The sequence below is a fragment of the Micromonospora craterilacus genome (genome assembly GCF_003236315.1).
Classification (GTDB): domain Bacteria; phylum Actinomycetota; class Actinomycetes; order Mycobacteriales; family Micromonosporaceae; genus Micromonospora; species Micromonospora craterilacus.
This window is the reverse complement of the sequence record NZ_POTY01000150.1, coordinates 1-17,779: the sequence shown is the minus strand read 5'-3', so window position 1 is coordinate 17,779 and position 17,779 is coordinate 1. Positions and strand designations below refer to the sequence as shown.

Annotated in this window: 16 protein-coding genes and 1 pseudogene; 4 read left to right on the top strand and 13 right to left on the bottom strand. The window is 72.6% G+C overall.

Translation table 11 applies throughout. From position 1 onward, the window contains the following. From C1I95_RS21900 to C1I95_RS21880, 5 genes are all read right to left on the bottom strand, one after another. Window positions 1–508, bottom strand: a 508-nt coding sequence (locus tag C1I95_RS21900) for a hypothetical protein (RefSeq protein WP_158566444.1), incomplete at its 3' end; no start/stop codon positions are given. 98 nt (window positions 509–606) lie between these two features. Then, window positions 607–789: a YbdD/YjiX family protein gene (locus tag C1I95_RS21895; RefSeq protein ID WP_199523854.1), complete on the bottom strand. Its 183-nt coding sequence runs from the start codon at window positions 787–789 to the stop codon at window positions 607–609. A 50-nt stretch (window positions 790–839) separates the two neighbouring features. Next, window positions 840–3,071 (bottom strand): carbon starvation CstA family protein, encoded by a 2,232-nt coding sequence (locus C1I95_RS21890; protein ID WP_111216118.1) that lies wholly within the window; start codon window positions 3,069–3,071, stop codon window positions 840–842. 277 nt (window positions 3,072–3,348) lie between these two features. Next, window positions 3,349–3,519, bottom strand: a complete 171-nt coding sequence (locus C1I95_RS35335) for a hypothetical protein (RefSeq protein ID WP_158566443.1) — start codon at window positions 3,517–3,519, stop codon at window positions 3,349–3,351. 107 nt (window positions 3,520–3,626) lie between these two features. Next, a complete protein-coding gene (locus C1I95_RS21880; protein WP_111216114.1) occupies window positions 3,627–3,932 on the bottom strand; it encodes a DUF1330 domain-containing protein in 306 nt (101 codons plus the stop codon). A 174-nt stretch (window positions 3,933–4,106) separates the two neighbouring features. On the opposite strand from C1I95_RS21880, the gene C1I95_RS21875 reads away from it, so the two are divergent. From C1I95_RS21875 to C1I95_RS21865, 4 genes and pseudogenes are all read left to right on the top strand, one after another. Next, entirely contained in the window at window positions 4,107–5,765 is a 1,659-nt protein-coding gene (locus C1I95_RS21875) for a circularly permuted type 2 ATP-grasp protein (protein WP_111216112.1), read from the top strand. Then, window positions 5,759–6,319 (top strand): annotated as a pseudogene (locus tag C1I95_RS36515) (alpha-E domain-containing protein); the annotation flags it as partial. The gene C1I95_RS21875 and the pseudogene C1I95_RS36515, both read left to right, overlap by 7 nt. An 11-nt stretch (window positions 6,320–6,330) precedes the next feature. Next, complete coding sequence (locus C1I95_RS36510; protein WP_325048849.1) at window positions 6,331–6,714, top strand: alpha-E domain-containing protein; 384 nt, start codon at window positions 6,331–6,333, stop codon at window positions 6,712–6,714. 19 nt (window positions 6,715–6,733) lie between these two features. After that, window positions 6,734–7,594, top strand: a complete 861-nt coding sequence (locus C1I95_RS21865; protein WP_111216110.1) for a transglutaminase family protein — start codon at window positions 6,734–6,736, stop codon at window positions 7,592–7,594. On the opposite strand, the gene C1I95_RS21860 is transcribed toward C1I95_RS21865, so the two are convergent. The 8 genes from C1I95_RS21860 to C1I95_RS21830 all read right to left on the bottom strand — a co-directional run bounded on the left by C1I95_RS21860 (window position 7,578) and on the right by C1I95_RS21830 (window position 17,734). Continuing rightward, window positions 7,578–8,831 carry a TIGR02679 family protein gene (locus C1I95_RS21860; RefSeq protein WP_233513796.1) on the bottom strand — a complete coding sequence of 418 codons (1,254 nt, stop codon included), beginning with the start codon at window positions 8,829–8,831 and terminating at the stop codon, window positions 7,578–7,580. The genes C1I95_RS21865 and C1I95_RS21860 overlap by 17 nt on opposite strands. A 125-nt stretch (window positions 8,832–8,956) precedes the next feature. Then, window positions 8,957–9,691 (bottom strand): SbcC/MukB-like Walker B domain-containing protein, encoded by a 735-nt coding sequence (locus tag C1I95_RS36505; protein WP_233513798.1) that lies wholly within the window; start codon window positions 9,689–9,691, stop codon window positions 8,957–8,959. A gap of 1,717 nt (window positions 9,692–11,408) precedes the next feature. Beyond that, window positions 11,409–13,103, bottom strand: a complete 1,695-nt coding sequence (locus C1I95_RS36500; RefSeq protein WP_233513795.1) for a hypothetical protein — start codon at window positions 13,101–13,103, stop codon at window positions 11,409–11,411. A gap of 15 nt (window positions 13,104–13,118) precedes the next feature. Next, window positions 13,119–14,483, bottom strand: a complete 1,365-nt coding sequence (locus C1I95_RS21850) for a TIGR02678 family protein (protein ID WP_111216107.1) — start codon at window positions 14,481–14,483, stop codon at window positions 13,119–13,121. Window positions 14,484–14,505: 22 nt separating this feature from the next. Further along, the gene (locus C1I95_RS21845) at window positions 14,506–16,074 is read right to left on the bottom strand and encodes a TIGR02677 family protein (RefSeq protein WP_111216105.1); all 1,569 of its coding nucleotides are present in this window, start codon (window positions 16,072–16,074) and stop codon (window positions 14,506–14,508) included. Between the two features lie 307 nt (window positions 16,075–16,381). Then, window positions 16,382–17,116: a hypothetical protein gene (locus C1I95_RS36495; protein WP_233513794.1), complete on the bottom strand. Its 735-nt coding sequence runs from the start codon at window positions 17,114–17,116 to the stop codon at window positions 16,382–16,384. A gap of 85 nt (window positions 17,117–17,201) precedes the next feature. Then, a complete protein-coding gene (locus C1I95_RS21835) occupies window positions 17,202–17,453 on the bottom strand; it encodes a hypothetical protein (protein ID WP_111216102.1) in 252 nt (83 codons plus the stop codon). Further along, window positions 17,450–17,734 (bottom strand): DivIVA domain-containing protein, encoded by a 285-nt coding sequence (locus tag C1I95_RS21830; RefSeq protein ID WP_111216100.1) that lies wholly within the window; start codon window positions 17,732–17,734, stop codon window positions 17,450–17,452. The genes C1I95_RS21835 and C1I95_RS21830 overlap by 4 nt, the downstream gene beginning before the upstream one ends. Window positions 17,735–17,779: the final 45 nt, after the last annotated feature.

Here is a 17,779-nt window from a genome sequence, read left to right as displayed (position 1 = left end):
GGGTGGGACCGGCGGCGTTCCCGGCCGGCTTCGCGTCCGCGCCCAACGGCGGCCGGACCACGCCCCAGAAGTCCTCCTCCCCCTGATTCCAGACCATCGGCGTCGGGGTGGGCCGGACGGTCAACCCACCGGGTACGGCGACCTCGCCGATCTCGTAGTCCGCGAAGACCCCCTGCACGCTGGACAGGCGCCAGGTGCCGGAGTGGCCGAAGACCACCGCGACGGCGTAGTGCCCGGCCTCCGGCAGTGCCTTGCCGGGGTAGGTGGCCACCTTGCCGGCGTCGTCGGTCAACCGCAGCGCGGTGGTGCCGAGGACGCCGCTGTAGGGGTGGGAGCCGTGCTGCAGCACCCAGTACCCCACCGTGTACGTGATGCCGGGTTCGAAGCGCGCGGGCAGCGGGTCGAGCAGCGTGGTCGCCCAGCCGCCCGCCCGGGCCGGCGCCGGGATCGCCAGACCGATAGCCGCGGCGAGCAGCAGGACGGTGGCCGTCCGGAGCAGTTTCATCATGGTGCACCTCCGTGTGGGAGGACACCTCACGGCGGGCCGCGGTTCCACCCTGGGAGTGGAAGCCGCCGCCCGCCGCCTGAGGAGCCGGGACCGCCGGGTCAGCAACAGCGCGTGTTCGGTCCGGTCCCCAGCCGTTGGATCTTGTCGCGCTCGAACACCTTCCGGGACACCGGTCGGGTCTGCGGGTGATGGCGACGCAGATGGTTCACGTACCGCTCGTAGTCGTTCTCGCCGACGACCTCCTTGACGTACCAGATGACGCGGCCCAGGGCCGACCACACGGACCTGGCGTAGCCCCGAGCCCGCAGCTCGCGGCGGTCGAGTGACCCGGTCACTCGCGGCCGGCCAGGACCGCCGGCGCTTCCGGCGACTCGGGGCGGTGCTCCGCCCACATCTGCTGGATCCGCTTCTCCTCGGCGGTGGCGAAGAGCCCGGCCGGCGCGAAGACCTTCGACGGTTCGTGCGGGTGCTCACTGTCGCTGATCCCCCCGCTGCGCAGATGGGCCACGCAGACGCGGATGGCGTCGGCCAGGATCACGATGATGAGCACGGCGAAGAGGATCGAGAGCGCCCCCTGGATGAAGGTGTTCCGCACGACGGCCTCCATCTGGTCGAGGTTCGCCGCCGGACCGAGTTGGGTCTGACCCGCCGCGATCGCGTCCTTGTACTGGGTGTGCTGGGCCCAGTAGCCGATCCGCGGATCGTCGCTGAAGATCTTCTGCCAGCTCGCGGTGAGCGTGACCACCGCGTCCCACGCCAGGGGGATGCCGGGCACCCAGGCGTACCGGACCCGTCCGGTCTTGCACAGGATGGTGACGCAGACCGCCAGCGCCACCGCGGCCAGCAGCTGGTTGGAGATGCCGAAGAGCGGGAACAGGGTGTTGATGCCGCCGAGCGGGTCGGTGACGCCCATCAGCAGGATCGATCCCCACGCCGCGACGATGATCGCGCTGGCCAGGATGGAACCGACCTTCCAGGACGTGTCCTTGAACCGCGGGATCACGTTACCGATGGTGTCCTGCAGCATGAACCGGCCGACGCGGGTACCGGCGTCGACCGTGGTGAGGATGAACAGCGCCTCGAACATGATGGCGAAGTGGTACCAGAAGGCCTTGGCGCCGGCGCCCCCGAAGATCCCGCTGAGGATCTCGGAGATGCCGATGGCGAGGGTCGGTGCCCCACCGGTACGCGAGACCAGCGATTCCTCCTCCACCACAGCGGCGGCGGCGTTCAGGTCCTCGGCGGTGATCGAGACGCCGGCCAGACCGAGACCGTTTACGAACTCGGCGGCGCCGGCCGCGGTGCCGCCGGTGACGCCGGCACCCGAGTTCATCGCGAAGTACAGCCCCTGGTCGATGGTGCAGGCCGCGACCAGGGCCATGATGGCGACGAACGACTCGGTCAGCATGCCGCCGTACCCGACGAGGCGGACCTGACGCTCCTTCTCGATCATCTTCGGGGTGGTACCGGAGGCGATCAGGGCGTGGAAGCCGGAGAGCGCACCGCAGGCGATGATGATGAAGACGAACGGGAACAGCGTGCCGGAGAAGACGGGACCGGCGCCGTTGAAGGCAAAGTCGGTGAACGCCGGCATGGTGGTGTTGGGCGCGACGACCAGGATGCCGACGGCCAGCAGGCCGATGGTGCCGACCTTCATGAAGGTGGACAGGTAGTCCCGTGGTGCCAGCAGCATCCACACCGGCAGCACGGATGCGGCGAACCCGTAGCCGATCAGGCACCAGACCAGCGTCACCTTGTCCAGGGTGAACATCGGGGCCAGCGACGACGCGGCAACCCAACCGCCGGAGACGATGGCCAGGATGAGCAGCCCGCAGCCGAGCAGGCTCACCTCGACGATCCGGCCGGGGCGCAGATACCGCAGGTAGACGCCCATGAAGAAGGCGATGGGGATGGTCATGGCGATGGAGAACACGCCCCACGGCGACTCGGCCAGCGCGTTGACCACGACCAGCGCCAGCACCGCCAGAATCATGATCATGATGGCCAGTACGGCGATGAGCGCCGCGATCCCGCCCACCGGGCCGATGTCCTGCCGGGCCATCTGCCCCAGCGAGCGCCCGTTGCGCCGCATCGAGAAGAACAGGATCATCAGGTCCTGCACGGCGCCGGCCACGATGACACCGACGATGATCCAGATGGTCCCCGGCAGGTAACCCATCTGCGCGGCCAGCACCGGGCCGACCAGCGGCCCCGCCCCGGCGATCGCGGCGAAGTGGTGACCGTAGGTGACCCGGCGGTCGGTACGGTTGTAGTCGAGCCCGTTCTCCAGCCGCTCGGCCGGGGTGGCCCGGGTGTCGTCCGCCCGCAGGACGCGGGTGACGATAAACCGGGCGTAGAACCGGTACGCGATCGCGTACGAGGACAGGGCCGCGAAGACGAACCAGATGGCGCTGACCGACTCGCCACGGCCCAGCGCCAGGATCGACCAGGCAACCCCGCCGAGCAGCGCGATGCCGGCCCAGACGGCGATCCGTTGCGGCGTCCACTTCGGTGGCCGGTCGTCCGGGACGCTCACCGGAGGTTGCTGCTCCTGCACAACCATGCGCTTACTCCTGTCAGTCGATGCGGCGTCGATCGGTGACGGCGCGCCGGCCTGGGGCGGGCTGCGGCCGGGATCGGGCCGCCGCGCGGATCGGGTCGGTTCGTGACGAGATGGGCATCGAGATAATTTTCGTGATCGTGGTGCAGCCCGTAAATTGTTGTCAATCCCCCGGGCTGGCCCTGGGCGTGATGAGCGCCCAGCGGCAGGCCAGGCGCGCCAAGCGCCCAGTGGGATGAGACCACCGCGATCGATTCGGGCACAGCCCACGACCGAATGCCTACTCAGCCGAGATGACTGCCAGATCCTCGGCGAGGTCGAACGCGGTGCCGCTGCACGCGCCGACCGTGAGGCAGTCGCCCGCGAGCGCCCGCAAGGCGGCGATCTCGGCGGCGTACGAGGCACGGCCGCTGTCGTCGGCGTCCACCGCGATAAGCCCGGCCAGCACCACGGCGGTCTCCCTGTCCCGCCGGAAGAAGGCGGCGCAGGTCCACGCCAGCCAGGGCAGCTGCCGTACTCAGCCTTTCCGGCAGGACGACCGCCGGGTAGTCATCGCCGTCAGGCGGACGTCTCGGGCACCGCCTCGATGATGCGCAGGTCGCGTACGGCCCCGTCGTCGAGCGCGCGCAGCGCCTCCTGGTAGGCGGGACTGTGGTAGGCGGCGACCGCGGCTTCGACGCTGTCGAACTCGATCAACGTCGTCCGCTCCACCGTGCCGGACTCGAACGCCGCAGCCGGCAACCCGCGGGCCAGGAACGTGCCACCCGCGGCGCGCATCGCCGGCCCGGCCAGCTCGATGTACGCGGCCAGCTTCTCCTGGTCGGTGATGGAGCGGAACGTGTTGATCCAGTACGCCTTCGGCATCCTGCCGTCTCCTGTCCCCCGCTGCGGTCCTACCACCCGCGCCACTGCCCTGCTCTGATCATGATTACAGGACGGCCGTTGCGGCGCTGGCCATCCACGGGGCCGAGTATGACGGAGTGATCGACATGCCGGCTGTGTTACCGCTCAGAAACGAGATCGGCGTAACGTCAGACCATGGCGGACTTGTTCGAGGACTACCGCCTCGGCCCTGGCTGGGACGAGATGTTCAGCGAGGCGGGCGTTCCCCGGGAGACGTACGAGGCGCTGCATGCCACGCTGCAGCCCCTCTCCAGCGCCGAACTCGGCGGCCGGGCCGAGGTGCTGGCCCGGGCCTTCCTCGACCAGGGGATCACCTTCGCGCTCAAGGGCGTCGAGCGCCCCTTCCCGCTCGACATCGTGCCCCGCATCATCTCCGCCGATCAGTGGCGGGTGGTCGAGGCGGGTGTGGCGCAGCGGGTCCGCGCGCTCGAGGCGTTCCTGGCCGACATCTACGGGCCGGCGCAGGTGCTCGCCGACCGGGTCGTACCCCGCCGGGTGGTGGTGACCAGCGCGCACTTCCACCGGGAAGCCGCCGGCATCGTCCCGCCCAACGGGGTACGCGTCCACGTCGCCGGGGTCGACCTGATCCGGGACGAGGTGGGCGCCTTCCGGGTGTTGGAGGACAACGTCCGGGTGCCGTCCGGGGTCAGCTACGTCATGGAGAACCGCCGGGCCATGGCCAACGTGCTGCCCGAGGTCTTCGCGGCGACCCGGATCCAGCCGGTCGACTCGTACCCCGGGCAGTTGTTGCGGGCCCTGCGCGCGGCGGCGCCGGCCGGCACCGCCGACCCGACGGTGGTGGTGCTGACCCCCGGGGTGCACAACTCCGCCTACTTCGAACATGCCCTGCTGGCCCGCGAGATGGGGGTCGAGCTGGTCGAGGGGCGTGACCTGGTCTGCGTGGACAACGAGGTCGCGATGCGCACCACGGCGGGTGAGCAGCGGGTCGACGTGATCTACCGGCGGATCGACGACGAGTTCCTCGATCCGGTGCACTTCCGGGCCGACTCGGTGCTCGGCGTCGCCGGTCTGCTCAACGCGGCCCGCGCCGGGCGGGTGACCATCGCCAACGCGGTCGGCAACGGGGTCGCCGACGACAAGCTGCTCTACACGTACGTCCCGGAGCTGGTCCGGTACTACCTCGGCGAGGAGCCGATCCTGCCCAATGTGGAAACGTACCGGCTGGAGGATCCGGACGTCCTCGATCACGTCCTGGACCGGCTCGACCAGCTGGTACTCAAGCCGGTCGACGGCTCCGGCGGCGCCGGCATCGTGATCGGGTCGCAGGCGACCGACGAGCAGCTAGCCGGGCTGCGCGAGCAGGTCCGGCGCGACCCACGCGGGTGGATCGCCCAGCGGGAGGTGGCGCTGTCCATGGTGCCGACCCTGGTCGGCAACCGGCTGCGGGCCCGCCACGTCGACCTGCGGCCGTTCGCGGTCAACGACGGGCAGCAGGTCCGGGTGCTGCCCGGCGGCCTCACCCGGGTGGCGCTGCCGGAGGGTGCGCTGGTGGTCAACTCCAGCCAGGGCGGCGGCTCGAAGGACACCTGGGTGCTGGCCGCGGCACCACGTGGCGCCGGCGAGCCGGCCGGCGCGACGCTGGTCCCGACGCCACGCGGCGGCGGCACGCTGGCGCTGGACGAGCCGGCCGGCGGCCGGCCGGCGCAAAACGAGCCGGCCGGCGGCGCACCCCCGACCCGCCGGCCCGATCCCGGACCGGACGCCAGCCCGGTGGCCGCCCAGCAGCAACAACAGCAGCAGGCGAGCCGGCTCGACGGAGGTACGCCATGCTGAGCCGGATCGCCGAGTCGCTCTACTGGATCGGCCGGTACGCCGAACGCGCCGAGGACACCGCCCGGATCCTCGACGTGCACCTGCACCGCATCCTCGCCGATCCGCTGGTCGACGAGGAGGCGGCCTGCCGCTCCCTGCTCGCCGTGATGGGCGTGGCGCAGCCGGCGCAACCCGTCTCCATGGCCCGGGTGGTCGACCTGCTCGGCCTCGACAAGGGCAGCCCGAGTTCCGTGGTGGGCGCCCTGGCCGCCGCCCGGGAGAACGCTCGCGGGGCCCGGGAGACCATTTCTGCCGACATGTGGGAGTGCCTCAACGCCACCTGGCACGCGCTGCCCGCCACCCGCCGCCGGGTCGAGCAGCAGGGGATGCACACCTTCTTCCGCTGGGTACGGGAACGCTGCTCGGTGCTGGCCGGCCTCGGCGACGCCACGATGAGCCGCGACGAGGGCTGGCACTTCCTGGTGCTCGGCCGCAGCATCGAGCGGGTCGACATGACCGCCCGCCTCCTGCTGACCCATGCCCGGGCCGGCACCGCCATCCCCTCCTGGGTGACGTTGCTGCGCTCGTGCGGCGCGTGGGAAACGTTCCTGCGTACCTATCGCGGTTCCTCGACGATCAGCACGCCGCCGAGTTCCTCCTGCTGGACCGTCTCTTCCCCCGCTCGGTCTTCGCCGCCCTCTCCGCCGCCGAGTCCTGCCTGCACGAGTTGGAACGCTCGGGCGGGTCGGGGCCGGGCAAGGGCCGCACCGGCGTGGTCACCGACGCCCAGCGGATCATCGGCCGGGCCCGCACCAACCTGGAGTTCCGCGGCGCCGACGAGCTGATCGGCGACCTCGGCACCGTGCTGGACGGCCTCCAGCGCACCTGCTCGCAGGTCAACGACGCGGTGACGCTCCGATACTTCCGCCAGACCTCAGCGGTCAGCTGGGTGCCGGAGGCAGTGGCGTGAGGGACGAGGCGGTGGCGTAATGGTCGACAGTTGGCGGCTGCTGATCCAGCACAAGACCGGCTTCGGGTACGCGGGGAAGGTCGGTTCCTCGTACAACGAGGCCCGCATGTCGCCGCGCAACGAGCCCCGCCAGGCGGTGCTCGAAACCCGGGTGGAGGTGTGGCCGCCGGCCCACACCCACCGTTACGAGGACTACTGGGGCACCCAGGTGACCGCCCTGGACGTACACAGCCCGCACGATCATCTGTCGGTCACCGCCACCTCGACGGTCGAGACGCTCCCGCCCGGCGACCTGATCGAGCCCGGCGGCGGTGCCGACTGGGCCGAGCTGGCCGTACCGGACAACGTCGACCGCTGGTACGAGCTGCTGCTGCCGACGCCGCGTACCGCGCTGGACGAGGAGCTGACCGCGCTCGCCGAGTCGATCCGCGGCGCCCACGCCACCCCACACGCCGCCGCCATGGCGCTCTGCGAGCAGATCCGCGCGGAGGTCGCGTACACGGCCGGTGCCACCGGTGTGCAGACCGACGCGGTGCAGGCGTGGCGCCAGCGCCAGGGTGTCTGCCAGGACATCAGCCACCTCGTCGTCGGCCTGCTGCGCACGATGGGCGTCCCCGCCCGCTACGTCTCCGGCTACCTGCACCCGTCATCGTCGGCCGAGATCGGGGACGACGTAGTCGGGCAGAGCCACGCCTGGGTGGAGTGGTGGGTCGGCCGATGGACGGCGTATGACCCCACCAACGGTGTCCCGGTGGGAGCGCGGCATGTCGTGGTGGGGCGCGGCCGGGAGTACGGCGACGTGCCCCCGCTCAAGGGCGTCTACTCCGGCCCGGCCAACACCGGCCAGTCCGTCGAGGTGACCATCACCCGGCTGCGCTGACCGGGCCGGGCGCGCCGCCGACCGTCTGCTGCCGCCGGCCCGCCTCGCGCAGGTCGTCGAGCAGCGGGGCGATCAGGCGTTCCTCCATCACGGCACGGCCGGCCTGGTGCATGGCATCCGACAGCATCGGGTCCCAGCCGGTGTCGGCGGGAACCCCGATCAGCGCCGGACCCGAGCCGGCCGCCGGTGTGTAATCGGTGGCGTTCATTCGCCAAGGCACCGCCGTCGGGTAGCGGTCGAGGGCGGCGGCGGTCAGCCGTACGCCCGTCCAGTCGAGGTCGTTTCGCCACCTGATCACGGCGCCGCCGGCCGCGCGCAGCAGGGTGTGCACCGCCGTCGAGGGCACGCCTTCGGTGCAGATCAGCGGTGGCGACTGCGCCCCGAGCGCGGCGGACGCGGCCCGCAGCACGGCCGGGTTCTCGCAGACGAAGATCTCGCCGGCGGTCACCGTCAGCGGGAAGCGGCGGAGCTGATGCAGGGTGACCCGCATCGGCTCGCCTGCGGCGGCGGCCTCGGTCAGCCACCGGCCGAGCAGACCGCCGCCGGCCGGCAGGTTGAGTACCAGCACCTGGCTGGCGAGATCGTCCGGGACGAGTCCGACGGATTCCCACAGCGCGCGCTCGGGTTCGCCGCCGCTCGGCACGGGCACCTGCTGCCAGGCGGCGAGCGCCCGCAGCACCAGGCCGCGCAGGGGTCCTTCGCTGAGTGCCTTGGTGTCGTCGAGCACCCGGTCGGCGAAGACCGGGATCGGCTCGTCCGGCGCCGGCAGGGCGTCCAGCACCCGAACCACGTCCCCGAACGGCAGCCCTGCCCGGACGACCCGGGTGAGCGTGCCGTCGCGGCGCAACCCGTCGAGCCACTGCGCGTACCAGCCGGCGGCGGCGTACCGGCCCGTGCTGGCCAGGTCGAGCAGGGCGTCGCGGGCCACCGCTTCCCGTTTCGCCTCGGCCGCGCGGCTGCGCAGCGGTGCCGAGGCGGTGAGCAGATCGTGCAGCCCAACCCCGTGGACCGCGCGAAGCTGGTCGTCCACATCGGCCAAGCGCACGCTGAGCCGGGTCGACTCGGCGGACCGGTGGGTACCGGTGATCCCGATGATGACGATCCGCTCGTCGTCGTTGGGTGACTGGAGGCTTACCGTGCCGTCGAGTCGTCCCCCGTTGCGTTCGAGGCTGCGGCGTGCTGCGGCCAACAGCCGCCGCCAGCCCGGATCCTCAAGCAGCCGCCGCCAATCCGACACTGTAAGGCGGGCCCTTTGCTCTGCTTCACCGGACGCAACGGTTTCGGCCGCCGGCCGTTGCGTGGGTTGGAGCAGAGCAGAGGTTGGAGGCGAGGGGGCATCGCCGCCCGGCTGCGGCCCCGTGCTCACTGGTCGGTGGCGAGGTCGAGGACGAGCGGCGCGTCGACGTCGGGACCGGCCGCAGCTGGTGCCCGACGGGTCTCCGGGGAGCCCAGCGCGCGGGCTAGCGTCCCGTCGAAGTCGGCGATGTTGACGGATCCGTCCCATACCAGCAGCAGGCTGGAGACGGTGTGTTCGGTTGCCGAGTGGGACAGGTCGTAGTGTGCTGCGCCGCTGACGGTGGGATGGGTGGCCCACAGGTCGTACCCGGTCATGAACAGGTCCAGGTCGAACTGCTTGGCCAGCGCCATCAGCTCGCCCCGGCCGGTGTCGTCCACCCCGGCGAACGCCTCGTCGAGGCCCAACAGTCGAGGTGCGTACGGTCGGGCCGAGCCGAACAGCGCGTTGGCGGCGGCGAACAGCGGAAGGTGCAGCGACACGGACTGCTCGCCGCCGGAGAGCTGGCTGTGCCGGGCCCGGGTCAGGGCTTCGGTGCCGCCGCCCGGCCGGTGCAGGGTGAACGCGAACGTTCGCCACTGCCGGTAGTCGAGCACCTCGCCGAGCAGTTCCCGGTACGGCCTCTCGGGGTGCAGCGCACGGGCCGCCTTGATCCGGGCGGCGAAGTGCCGGCGAATCGTGGCCAGCGGCGCCGGGCCCAGCCGGGCCGGGTCCCGCTCCAGCAGCTTGCAGACCTCGCGCTGCTCGTCGTCGAGGTCGTCGGCGAGCCGCCAGCCCACCCCGACGGTGAGCCCGCTGGACATCCGGCGGGCCCGCATCTGGGTGTCCATCGCCGCCACCAGGTCACGGGCCTCGATGGTCCGGTGGTGGATCTGCCGGGCCAGCTGGCCGAGCAGCGCGTCTTCCAGGACGCGCTGCTCGGCGTCGGTGAGCAGCTGCTCCTGGTCCCGCCGCTCGCGGGCGATCCGATCGGCAAAGTTGGCGACCGGTGTGAGTCCCTGCTCGTCGGCGACCCGGACGAGGATCACGCCGTCGTCGGTGTCCCACTCGGGACGGTGGTCGAGACCGGCCGCCGGCAACTGCGCCTGCAACTCGGTCAGGGCGGTGGTGAGCCGGGTGGCGCTCTGTTTGAGCGACGTCTCGGTGGGGCTCAGCTCCCGGGTGGCCGTGAGGATCGCCTCGTGCAGCGCGACCACCTCGGGTGCCAGCTGTGCGCCCGGCGCCTCGCCGGTCACCCGCGCGGGCCACCGCAGCTCGGTCGGGCAGCGGAGCAACCCCAGCAGGTCGGGCCGGGCGTACGGGCGTAGCCGCAGCGCGTCGTGGTGCGCCTCGGTCACCGCCGCGGTGACCGCCTGCTCACTCAACTCGACCCGGGTCACTGCGGCGGCGCGCCGCTGCTGGGCGGTGCTCAGTTCGGCCCGGACTCGGTCGACGGCGGCCTCGGCCTTTTCGATCTCGTCGGTGGTGCGGGCCACGTCGGCCAGCACCCGCTCCGCCTCGGCGCCGATGCTGGCGCGCAGGGTCCGGTACGCCTCGGCCTTCTCCCGATGCCGGTCGGTGGCGGCACGGGCCGCCTGTTCGGCGGCGAGTAGACGGTCGACGGCCTCGTCGTGGCGCTGCTGCGCCTGTTCCTCCTGCTCGAGGGCGCGCGCGACGGCCGGGTGGGCGCTGTCGAGGCGTACGCCACGGCGTTCGAACCGGTGCACCGCGTCGGCGGTGGCGTCCAGGCGGTCCGGCGGCAGGGACCGCTCGGCCGTGACCCGGCGCAGCGCGTTCTCGGCGGCGGCCCGTTCGGCGAGCGCCTGGTCCAGTCGGGCGTTGGCGGCGGCCACCGTCTCCTGCCGACTGCGCAGCGTGGTCGCTGCCCGTTCCAGGTCCCGTAGTGCGGTGTGGATCGGGGCGAGGGACGGCAGCTGCCCGGCGGCGGTGGCCACGGCGGTCAGCAGCTGGTCGGTCGCCGCCCGCTGCCCGTCGAGCGTGCGCAGCTCGGCGTCGAGCGCGGCGAGTTGCCGGTCGCATTCGGCCACCCGGGCGGCGCGCCGGGCCGCCCGGGCGGTGGCGCCGATGAACTCGCAGCGGTCCTTGGCGAACCGTCCGGCCGTGACACCCTGGGCGTACCGGCCGTCGGTGCCGATCGTCGCCGCGGCGGTGGTGTCCGACTCGACCACGTCGGCCAACGACACCGAGGCGAGCACGTCGCGGATGCGGTCGGCGGGCACCTCGTCCTGTGTCTCGGCGACCAGTACGTCGGCGAGGGTGGCGCCGGCCGGGCGGCGGTGCGCCGGCAGGGGCAGCAGGTAGCCGTCCAGGTCGTCGCCGGCCATCGCGTCTGCGGCGGCGCCCGCGTCCGGGTGCACCCACGCGTCGAGCAGTCCGGCGGCGTGCAGGGCCGCCTCGATGGCCGCGGCGTCGGCCGGCGGCACCGACTCACGGAACTGGACCAGCCGCCACAGGGGGGCACCGGCCCCGTCGGCACGCGGGGCGGTGCGGGTCGGCGGGGCCTGCGGGGCGTCGTCCTGTTCAGCGCCGATCCGATCTCGTTCGGCGACCAGCTCGGCCCGGCGGCCGGTCACCACCGTCCGCTGGGCGTTGAGTTCGGCGAGCCGGTCCCGGTGCCGGTGCACCGCCGGCGCGGTCGCGTCCGCGTACAGCTCCCGCAGGGGTCGGCGCGCCAGGTTCGCCGGCGGCGTCGGCAGCGTCGGCAAGCTGCATTGCGAGGTCCGGCTGGTCGAGGTGGGGCAGCAGGTCGCCGTGCTGACGTGCCCACCGGTCCAGGTCGGCGCGCACGTGTGCCCGGGCGTCCGAGACCGTCTTCTCCGCACGCTGCTCGGCCTGTTCGGCGTCGGTGAGCGCGTCCGCCGCCGCGGTGGCCTCCGCGGCGGCGCGGATCTGGTCGCGCTCGGCCTGGGCGTGCCGGGACGCCTGCTCCCGCACGGCGCGCACGTCGTCGCGTCGGGCGCCGGCCCGGGCACCGAGTCGGGTGGCCAGGCCCCCGGCCGCGTTGTCGTCGGCGGACCAGTCGATCCCGGCGGCCTCGGCGTCGAGCAGCAACTCGGCGGCGAGGCGGTCGGCCGCGGCCCGGGCGTCGCGGGCCGCCGTCACGGCCTGCTCCCACTCGCCGCGCCGCCGAGTGGTGGCCGTCTGCTCGTCCGCGACCGAACGGCCGGCCCGTCCGACGGCCTCGGCCAGGTCGTGCACGTGCCGTTCCAGGTCGGCGAGCTGCTCGTGGGACTGGTACGCCGCAGAACTCTTCAGCCGGTCCAGGTGTGCCCGCAGCCGGCCCGGCTCCCCCTCGACGGTCCGCAGGGCGGTGTCGGCCGCTTCTTCCGCCTCGCCCGCCGCCGTGGCCTCCTGGCGTGCCTCGGTCAGCGCCCGGGACCGGCCGGCGATCGCGTCCCGGCGTGCGGTCAGCAGGTCAGCCGCGGCCCGCGCGTGGGTGCGCAGATAGGTGGAGTAGACGGTGAGGAAGGCGGCGGTGGCGCCGTCCGCCGCCGCCAGCCCCTCGAGGGTACGGGCGACCGCCTCCATGTCGTCGAACGAGCGGGCCGCCTCGACGAGCAGATGGTCCTCAATGGGACGCAGGCCTCGTTGCAGGGTCCGGGACAGCTCCACCGGGTTGAGGTCCTTGGCCAGTTGCGGCTTGCGTAGCGTCAGCACCAGATCGAGCAGTTGCTCGTAGCGCGCCGGGCCGAGACCGAACAGCCGACTGTCGACCAGTTGACGGTGCTCCTCCGGCGAGTCCTTCACCGCCTCGGCACCGAGCTGATTGATCAGATCGCGCCGGGTCAACGGCCGGTCGTCGGCGTCTAGCAGGGAGAAGTCGACACCGACCCGACCGTCGGTGACGAAGTGCCAGCGGGTCACCCGGTCGACGTGCCGGTGTGCGCGCAACCCGATTCCGACCGTCACGTACGACTCGCCGTTGCCGAACTCCAGCCACACGTACGAGTGGGCGACGTCCTGCCCCCGGTAGAGCAGGTTCGACTTCATCGTCCGGTCCTCGCTGGCGAACGGGTTCAGCCGGCGCGGCTCGATCCGGCCGTCCAGCACGTACGGGAAGAGGACCTCCAGGGCCTTGGTCTTGCCGGAGCCGTTCGGCCCGCGCAGCACCAGCCATCCGTCGACGAAGAGGAACTCCTCGTCACGGTAGTCCCACAGGTTGATGATCCCCGCCCGGGTGGGCGCGAAGCGGCGGACGGCGCGTTGTTCGATCACGGCGGATTCCCGGGGTCAGAAGAGGGTCTCGGCGGCGGCCCGTTGCCGGACCGCCGCGACGGTGTTGCGGTAGCGACCGACCAGCGGCCGGACCAGCACGCCGCCGGGTACGCGGATGACCGCGCCGAAGCGTTCCAGCAGCGCGATCGCCTCGCTGCCGAGCCGGTGCGGGTCGGCGTGCCACTGGGCGCCGAACGCGGACCCGTACCGCCGCAGGATCTCCCCCACAGCGTCGCGCAGGAAACTGTCGGTGACCAGCGGCAGCCGAGTCTCGCCGGGCACCTGCTCCGGCTCGTCCGGCTCGGCGGCGGGCGTCGGCGCCGGGTCGTCGAGCTGGACGAATGTGGCGGTCGGCAGGCCGGCGTCGACCTGGTCGATGAGCACACGCTGCCGCGCGGACTCGTCGGGTGCGCTGAGGCGCCGGACCCGACGACCGTCCGGATCGAGGGCGCGCTCGGCCAGCTCGACGGCGAGCAGCACGGCGGCCTGCGCCACCGACCCGGTGCCGGGGAAACGCTCCACACTCAGGCCCATGGTGTCCACCAGCAGCACGCCCTCCGCCCGCCGTTCCAGCCGCAGCCCGGTCAGCCGGGTCAGGTCGGCGGCGAGCGCGGTACCACGCAGATGGTTGGCGACTGCGGGTTCGACGTCGCTGAGGTAGACGACCGGGGACTCCACCACCGTCCGGCGGGCGACCTGCGCGCTGCGTCGGCGCTCGGCATTGCCGCTGCTGGCCAGCGAGCGGTCGAGCAACGCCTCCGCCGAGTCGACATGTTGCAGCACCCGGACCGGGCGGAACAACGCGACGGCCACGTCGCGCGCCACGTCGTACAGCGCCTCGCCGGCACCGGGGTCGGTGGCCCAGGCGGACGTGGACCCGTCGGCCAGCCGGAGCGCGCCCCGTTCCTCCAGCCAACCGACCGCGTCGACGAAGGCCCGCCGGTCGGCGCCCTGATCCGGATCGAGGCCGAGCCCGCTGATCCGGCTCGCGTCGGCGGCCACCGAGTCCGCCAGCTCGCTCAGCGTGATCTGGACGCCGGCCCGGCCTAACACCGCCAGGCAGAGCGCGAGGTACGCGTACCGCCGGCGGTCGAACGGGCGGCCGGTACGCGACCGGGCCGGTTGGGTGGGGTCCAACCGGTCCTTCGCCCTGACCAGCCGAGCCGTGCCGCCGTGCAGCTCCAGCCGGTAGCCGAACGCCTCGGACAGGTCCCGGCGCAGGGTCGTCGCGAACCGTCGGACCCGGGGCAGCGCCCGCTCGTCGGGCCAGGTCGCGGTGATCAGCGGATGGCGCAGCACCAGGCGGACGGCACGCTGATAGTCGGCGAGTTCCAGGTCGGTGATGTCGGTGGCGAACCGGTGCCGGACGGGCTCACTCATGCCGGCACTCCGCCTCGCTCGCTCATACCGCGACCAGTTCCCGGCGGTGGACGGCGGTGTGGCTCGCGGCGGCCACGCTCAGCGCGTACCCGTCGAGATGCAGCTGACCGGCGGCGGTGCGCACCGTGGTGAACCGTCCCGGCGTCGGCGTGAGGGTGAGCCGCACACCGTGCGCGGCCGCGGCGAGCGGCACCGCACGGGCGGCGCCGACCCGCGCGGCGAGGGCCAGGTCGAGCAACCGCAGCAGCACCGCTGTCTGCTCGGCGTCCAGCCGGTGCTCGTCGAGTTCCGCCTCGGCCAGCACGGCCGCCGCGTCGGCGAGCCGGCGCTCGCGGGCCAACTGGTCGGCGCGCAGCCGGTGCCGGCGGTCGTCGCCACGGTCGATCCGGGCCGGCCGGCCCCGCCCCTGCCCGGGTTCCCGGCCGGCCGCCACCAGGGTGCGCGACAGCTCCACCGCCGGCGCATCCCACCATGACAGCCGGGTCGGGATCGTCTCCGGGTCGGCGTGGGTCACTGCGACGTGCCGGGGAGCCCCCAGGCCGAACACGGCGTCGAAGAGCGCGTCGGCGGCATCCTGCGACGGCACCCGGGTGAACCAGGCGGCGAGGTGACGCAGTTGCGACTCGCGGCTCACCCCACCGCGGCGGGCCTCGGTGACCCGCCGGAGCAGGGCAAGCACGTCGCCGATGGCGGCGACGGTGGCGTCGGCGAGCCGGTCGGCCTCGCTGACCTCCTCGGCGCCCGGCGGCGCCAGCCACGACCGCAGTCCCTGCCACCGGCGTCGCCAGTCCTCCAGCCGCTGCACCGGCGTGTGGAAGAGCCGCTCGTCCGCCTCGGCCGCCGCCTCGATCAGGCGGTGCAGGCCGGTCGCCTCCACCTCGTGCACCGCCGCCCGCAGCCGCGGCGTGTAGCGCTGCAACTCGTCGTGGAAGTCTCGCAGGTGGGCCAGCAGGGCGTCCTTGTGGGCGAGGAACGCCTCCGGGCGTACGTCGTTGGTGCGGCTCAGGTCACCCAGCATGTGGTAAAAGCGGGCCGCCCGCTCGGCGATGTCGGCCAGCGCCCGGTCGAGGCGGTTGAGTTTGCGGTAGACCTCCTCGGCGTCGCCGGCTTCGTTGGCGGCGGCGAGCGCGGCCAGGTCGGCGAGCAGGTCGGCGAAGACCAGGCGGGACAGCGTGCTGTCATCCATCGTCGCCGTGAGGACCGCCTCCACCGCCCGGTGTGCCCGGTAGCCGGCCTCGGTGAACTGGTAGACCGAGTGCCGGTTGCGGTACTCGGCGAGGGTGCTCGCGCGGGTGCCGTCCTGCCCACGGTCGAGAACCCCCCACTCGACTAGCGCGTCGAGCAGCCGCGGCAGTTCCAGCTCAGCGGGATCGGGGCAGTCCGGGTTCGCCTCGTGCAGCACGCCCAGCATCGCCGCGACGTCGGCGGTGTGCAGCATGATGTGGTAGCTGGAGCGCGCCGACTCGAAGGCGCGCAACAGCCAGCGATAGGCGAAGCGGTTCTCCGCCGTGACGTAGCCGAACAGCCGCATCCGGTCGTCCAGCCCGAACTCGTCCAGCCCGAACGTGGGCCTCGACGGCTGTTCGGTCATCGTCGTCCTTCCGGCGGCGGTCCTCCCTGCGGCAGCCTACCGAGCCCGCTGGCCGCTGCTCCCGCCGACCACCAGGCGTGTGTCGAGATGGGCGGTGGGTGCTGGCCGGCAGTCGCCCGCGGACCTGTGCGGGCACGCCGCTGCCGAGTCGGCGCGTCCGAGGGCGATTTCTCTCACCGACGTGATGGCAGTTAAAATATTCGTGTCTGCATGACATCACACTTGTTCGAGGATGTGCCCCTGCCCGCGTCGCACTTCGTAGCGATCGTTGTCCGGGGCGAGCGGCCGCGTCTTCGGGGCCTCCTGCTCACCTGCGCCGCTTGTTCAGACTCGGAAGGCCGCCGGACACGGTCCGCACGCTGCCGTCCGGGTTACTTCGGCCCGGCGTACGCAGCGCCTCGGTGACCCGCCGGCCGGCGAGGTCGGCGGCGCTCAGGTTCACGACGACGCGGTCTGACTGCCACCACCCCCGGAGGCAGGCCAAAGCTTGCTGGCCGTCGGCGATGCCCGTCACCGCACGGATCGCAGGCATCGCCCTGGACGGGTCTGCGAGCAGGAGTTGGGCGACGTCGGCGGGGCTCAGGCTGCGCGGCGAGGTGTTGCCCACGGGAGCGAGGGAGGCGTGGATCTTACCGTCTTGGAGCCACAGCCACACCGGCCGCTTGCCGTCGCCGGCCCGCATCACCGGGGTCGCCGGCGCGCCAAGTGATCTGGACGACTGCGTCGGGGAGGCGCCTGGCTGCGGAGGCCCGGTCTGCATCGCTTGCCGTTGTCGCACGAACCAGCCGGCGTGCTCCCACTGCTGCGGCGTGAACCTGACCGGGATGGCCTCGGTCAGGTGCGGCGACGCCGGGTCCTGGACGGAGAGTTGCGCGCGGCGCCTCGCATGGTCGGCTGCGGTGAGCGATCCGATGTCGAGGACCGCAGTCAGCGGTATCCGCCTGAGATCCGCCTTCGGCCAGGGCAGCAAACGTCGACGCCGGAGGACAAGGTGCTCCGCCTCAAACCCGGCGACCCAGCGCCGAGTAGCCATTTCCACCACCTCCCGTGCTGCGCACGTTAGCGGCCTGATGATCGCCACTGCCTCGGCGCAATGGCCAGTTGAGACGACGAATCGTCCGGTTGTGTCAGCGACGCAAGCGGCGGGCGCAGGGGCCGTCGTGGTCGGTGTGGAGCAGGCAGCGCCGGCCGCCGGGCATCCGCAGGTCGCAGAAGACCCGATGGCGTACGCCCTGGGCGTCCTCGGCCGAGACGGTGGTCTCGCCGGGATCGGCCCACGGCATGATCAGCGTCCACCGGCCGATGACCCGGGCCAGGCGCTGCGCGGTGGGCAGGTCGACGGCGACGACGGGCAGGTGGATGACGTACCGCCGGGTCACCGGTCGTAGCCTCGGGCCCGGGCCTGCGCGGACTGCCAGTCGCGCAGCGCACCCTTGACCCGGGCGGTCTCCCGGCGGCTCTCGGCGAGCGCATGCTGGACGGCGGCCAGGTCGCCGGCGACCCGGTCGAGGAACGCGTACACCTCGTCGGGCGCCAGGCCACGGCGTCCGAGCCGGGCGCGGCGGAACCGGCGCCCGCGCACCTGCCAGGGCAGCAGACCGGCATACGCGGAGGAGCGGTAGGTCGCCCCGCGGACCGGGACTGGTCGCTGGTTCGGCATGTCGTCTGCCTTTCCACGTCCTGGATGGAGTGGGCCCGCCCGCCC

Coding starts and splice junctions, on each gene's coding strand:
- C1I95_RS21890 (WP_111216118.1), bottom strand. CDS start 3,071: ATGGTTGTGCAGGAGCAGCAACCTCCGGTGAGCGTCCCGGACGACCGG.
- C1I95_RS21880 (WP_111216114.1), bottom strand. CDS start 3,932: ATGCCGAAGGCGTACTGGATCAACACGTTCCGCTCCATCACCGACCAG.
- C1I95_RS21875 (WP_111216112.1), top strand. CDS start 4,107: ATGGCGGACTTGTTCGAGGACTACCGCCTCGGCCCTGGCTGGGACGAG.
- C1I95_RS21865 (WP_111216110.1), top strand. CDS start 6,734: ATGGTCGACAGTTGGCGGCTGCTGATCCAGCACAAGACCGGCTTCGGG.
- C1I95_RS36505 (WP_233513798.1), bottom strand. CDS start 9,691: ATGTCCAGCGGGCTCACCGTCGGGGTGGGCTGGCGGCTCGCCGACGAC.
- C1I95_RS21850 (WP_111216107.1), bottom strand. CDS start 14,483: ATGAGTGAGCCCGTCCGGCACCGGTTCGCCACCGACATCACCGACCTG.
- C1I95_RS21845 (WP_111216105.1), bottom strand. CDS start 16,074: ATGACCGAACAGCCGTCGAGGCCCACGTTCGGGCTGGACGAGTTCGGG.
- C1I95_RS21830 (WP_111216100.1), bottom strand. CDS start 17,734: ATGCCGAACCAGCGACCAGTCCCGGTCCGCGGGGCGACCTACCGCTCC.